The sequence below is a fragment of the Campylobacter sp. genome (assembly GCF_017646085.1).
GTDB lineage: Bacteria > Campylobacterota > Campylobacteria > Campylobacterales > Campylobacteraceae > Campylobacter.
This window is the reverse complement of record NZ_JAGCNF010000117.1, coordinates 1-4,072: the sequence shown is the minus strand read 5'-3', so window position 1 is coordinate 4,072 and position 4,072 is coordinate 1. Positions and strand designations below refer to the sequence as shown.

Annotated in this window: 5 protein-coding genes and 1 pseudogene; all 6 read left to right on the top strand. The window is 31.6% G+C overall.

Features of this window, described 5'->3' with window-relative positions:
- Positions 1-805: glycosyltransferase family 9 protein (locus tag J6V67_RS06290; RefSeq protein WP_367205782.1), on the top strand; the 805-nt coding region annotated here is incomplete at its 5' end.
- A gap of 112 nt (positions 806-917) precedes the next feature.
- Positions 918-1,787, top strand: a complete 870-nt coding sequence (gene mqnP, locus J6V67_RS06285) for a menaquinone biosynthesis prenyltransferase MqnP (protein WP_291860330.1) — start codon at positions 918-920, stop codon at positions 1,785-1,787.
- Positions 1,781-2,287: a hypothetical protein gene (locus J6V67_RS06280; RefSeq protein ID WP_291860328.1), complete on the top strand. Its 507-nt coding sequence runs from the start codon at positions 1,781-1,783 to the stop codon at positions 2,285-2,287. The genes mqnP and J6V67_RS06280 overlap by 7 nt, the downstream gene beginning before the upstream one ends.
- A complete protein-coding gene (locus J6V67_RS06275) occupies positions 2,277-2,804 on the top strand; it encodes a hypothetical protein (protein ID WP_291860325.1) in 528 nt (175 codons plus the stop codon). The genes J6V67_RS06280 and J6V67_RS06275 overlap by 11 nt, the downstream gene beginning before the upstream one ends.
- A complete protein-coding gene (gene moaA / locus J6V67_RS06270) occupies positions 2,804-3,775 on the top strand; it encodes a GTP 3',8-cyclase MoaA (protein ID WP_291860321.1) in 972 nt (323 codons plus the stop codon). Before J6V67_RS06275 ends, moaA begins: the two co-directional genes overlap by 1 nt.
- 1 nt (position 3,776) lies before the next feature.
- Positions 3,777-4,072: pseudogene (locus tag J6V67_RS06265) on the top strand (7-carboxy-7-deazaguanine synthase QueE); the annotation flags it as partial.

Below are 4,072 nucleotides of genomic sequence, written 5' to 3'. Positions count from 1 at the left end.
GTATCAGAGAGAATTTGATATTCTTTTAGTGATTAATCATAATAGCATTAATACCTTAAAAATAGCAAAAACTATATTAGCTAAAAGGAGAATTGCTACTTTTTCTCAGACTTTAATGCTTAAAAACGGGATATTTTTTGTATCTAAAATAGAGCGTTTTATAAATCCATACTGGCGTCAAAGTCATATGGAAATTCAAAGATATATTAATCTTGTAAGAGAAATAGATCATAAAATATTTGATAAAAATTATCACTTTATAGATTTTAATCAAATTAGACTAAAAACTTCTAAAATTCATAAAGATTACATTGATAAAGTGTTGCAAAATATTAAATATAAGAAGTATGATAAGATTATAGGTATTTGCCCGTTTTCACAAACTTCAATGAGAAAAGATATGAATTTTAACTTAAATGAGTGGTTGAAAATAGTTAATATATTATCAAATAAATTTCAAAATTATCTTTTTTTGATATTGAGTTATCCTAAGGCTAACAATTTTGATTGCCAAAAAAATAATGTTTTTGTATTTAAAAATAATAATGACCTATTAAATCTTGTAGAGATTACTTCTAGGCTAGATTTATTGCTTAGTTCAGATACTGGTAATGTTCATATAGCTGATAATTTAAAAATACCAACTTTAGAAATAATTTCTAAGAAAACATATAACCAGTGGCGTGGCGGTTGGTATGGAGGATATTGCAAGGCTATACCTTTACCGTATAAATGGAATAAGAATAAGGATAAATATTTGGATAAATTTATATCGGAGGCGATATTAATTTTAAATAAGCTATAAAATGAATTAATTTGTTATTTTACTGACCAAACGCTCTAAATATACTTAAAATAGCTATTTATCAATCAAAATTTAGATAAATTTTGCTAAAATAGTAACTTAAAGGAAAAATATGGCGAAATTTATACAAATTTTAAAAGATATTAATGAATTAATTGTGTTTAAGCATTCAGTATTTGCCTTGCCATTTATCTTTGTAGCGATGATTGTAGCTTCAAAAAGTGCAAATGGTTCGGTTTGGTTTGGTTTTGAATTGTTGATTTTGGGGTTATTTTGTGCAGTTAGTGCTAGAAATTTTGCTATGGGAGCAAATCGTTATCTAGATAGAGATATTGACAAAGATAATCCACGTTGTGCTTCTCGTCCAAGTGTAGATGGTAGAATTGGCAGTAAAAATTTATTAATCTTTATTTGGTTAAACGCATTAATTTTTGTAGTTGTAGCATATTTTATAAATTCACTTGCATTTTGGTTAAGCTTTCCGATTTTAGCAATTCTAGGAGCATATTCGTACTTTAAAAGATTTTCTAGCCTTGCACATGTAGTTCTTGGGATATGTCTTGGGCTCTCACCAATTGCTGGGGCTATTGCAGTGCTTGCTGATATACCTTTATGGGTGATTTTATTATCTTGTGGAGTTGTCTTTTGGGTGGCTGGGTTTGATATTTTATACTCTTTGCAAGATATGGATTATGATAAAAAAATGGGATTATTTAGTATTCCTAGTATTTATGGGGCGCAGGCTTCGATGTTTATTTGCGCTCTTTTTCATTTTCTTACAGTGCTTTTTTGGCTACTTTTTGCTATTAGTGCAAAGCTTGGAATAATAGGATTTGTAGGTGTAGTAGTTAGTGGGATTATTTTATACCTTGAACATAGAATTGTTAGGCGAGATTTTAGCAAGATTGATAGAGCATTTTTTACTTTAAATGGCTATTTAGGGATTATATTTTTTATCTTTGTATTGGTGAGCTTATGGTAGATTTTAGATTGATTAGTAGTAGGGTTGAGATTGAGTTTGAACCCGATATAGATGGGGCGCACGAGAGCGAGTTTAATCAAAGTAGGAGTAATATCGATGAGTGGTTAAGCATCGAGATGGTTAGAGGTGAAGGTGAGAATAGCGATCCGCTAACTATAAAGCTTTTAGTTGAACTATATAAAAAAGTAGAAGAGCTATCAAATATTATTAAAAATCAACACACTCCGCCAAAGCCACTTAAATTTCGTCTTGATACTAGTAAAATTGGATATGAGGGATTTGAATTTGATAAAGATTGTTTAGAAGTTGGGACTAGTTATTTTGCTAGGGTAAATTTGCCATTATTTATCAAGCGTGAAGTTATGGTATATTTTAAAGCAATTACGCCAAATTGTGCTAAGATTTTAAAAATTTCAAGAGGCAATGAGCGTGAGTGGAACGCTTTTGTAGCTGAGAGCGAGAGATTAGAGATAAGGAAGGTTAAAAATAGTGAGCAATGAGTTATTACTTTATGTAGCATTTGTGCTATTATTGGGTGTGTTTGGGGCGATATTTTGGCTAAGAGATAAGCAAGTAAATCTAAAATTTGCTAAATTTGAATTAGCAATAGAGGGTCTAATAAAAGAGAATTATCAACTCAAAAAACAACTAACAGAGCTAGCGCAAACTCCGCCACCAGTGATAGAAAGTCCGATTGATATGAGTCAGATAGAGCATCAAATTGATATTAAAATTAGCGAAGGCTTAAGCCATAAAATCGCTCCAATAATAGAAAATGTTCGCATAATAGAACAATCTGTAAATGAGATAAAAGATGATCAATTAGATAGGCTATATAACCTTGAAGAACGAACCAAAAGTATAAGCAAAATTACACCGCCAAGTTTTGAAGTAAGCAATGAGAGCAAGGTAGTTGAGATGTATAGGGCTGGAAAAAGCCCTGAGATGATTGCTAAAGATCTTCAACTAGGCGTAGGACAAGTTACGATGATTTTGAAATTTAAAAAAGAGATGTAATGCTAGTTGATAAATTTGGTAGAGTGATTGATTATTTAAGAATTTCTGTAACTGAGCTATGTAATTTTAAATGTAGATATTGTATGCCAGAAGATAATCAATTCAATAGCATTGGCAGAGATAATATCTTAAGCTACGAAGAGATGTTTGAATTTGTTAAAATTTGCCTTGATAATGGAGTAAAAAAGGTCAGACTCACAGGTGGCGAGCCACTGGTAAGAAAAGATATTCAAAAATTTGTTAAAATGATAAATGATTATAAGCCAGGTCTTGATTTGGCGATGACGACAAATGGATATTATCTAAAGCAAAAAGCTAAAGAGTTAAGAGAGGCTGGATTAAAAAGATTAAATATATCGCTTGATACTTTAGATGCTAAAAAGGCAAATTTTCTAGCTAGAAAGGAAGTTTTAAGCTATGTTTTAGCTGGAATTGATGAGGCGGTAAATGAAGGATTTGGTATAAAGCTAAATACTGTTGCTTTGCGCGGGGTAAATGATGGAGAGTTAATAGAACTTTTAGAGTTTGCAAAAAGCAAAAATGCTCAAATTCGTTATATCGAATTTATGGAAAATACTCACGCTGCTAGTGATTTAAAGGGACTTAAAAAGGATGATATTTTAGAAATATTATCCAAAAAATATAGTATAAAAGAGATTACAAAAAGCCCAAACAGCCCTTCAAGCCTATTTGAAACCAGCGATGGTTATAAATTTGGAATAATTGATCCACATAAGCATGATTTTTGTGCTAGTTGTAACCGCTTACGCCTAAGTGCTGATGGGCTTTTAATCCCATGTTTATACTATGAAGATGGTCAAAGCATAAAAGAAGCTATGAGAGCTAGAGATTATACAAAAGCTAGAGAGATTTTAAAAGCTGTCCTAGATGCAAAACCTGAGAAGAATAAATGGGAAAATGACGGTAAAGGCGAGATCTCAAGTAGGGCATTTTATCAAACTGGCGGATAATATGGTTGAGATTGTTGAGTATTTTAGTTCGATTCAGGGCGAGGGAAAATTTCAAGGTAAAAATGCATTTTTTATTCGTCTTGGTGGATGTAATCTTAAATGTGTTGGGTTTGGTTGTTCTCTTCGCTCACCAAAAACTGGAGAGATGTTATTAGGATGCGATACTATTAGAGCTGCACAATCATCGCATTTTGAGTATGAAAAATTTGACTCTCATCGTTTAATTAGCTTGATTCTTGGGTTAAAACATAAACCTTTAATCGTTATCACTGGTGGCGAGCCACTTATCTATTATAG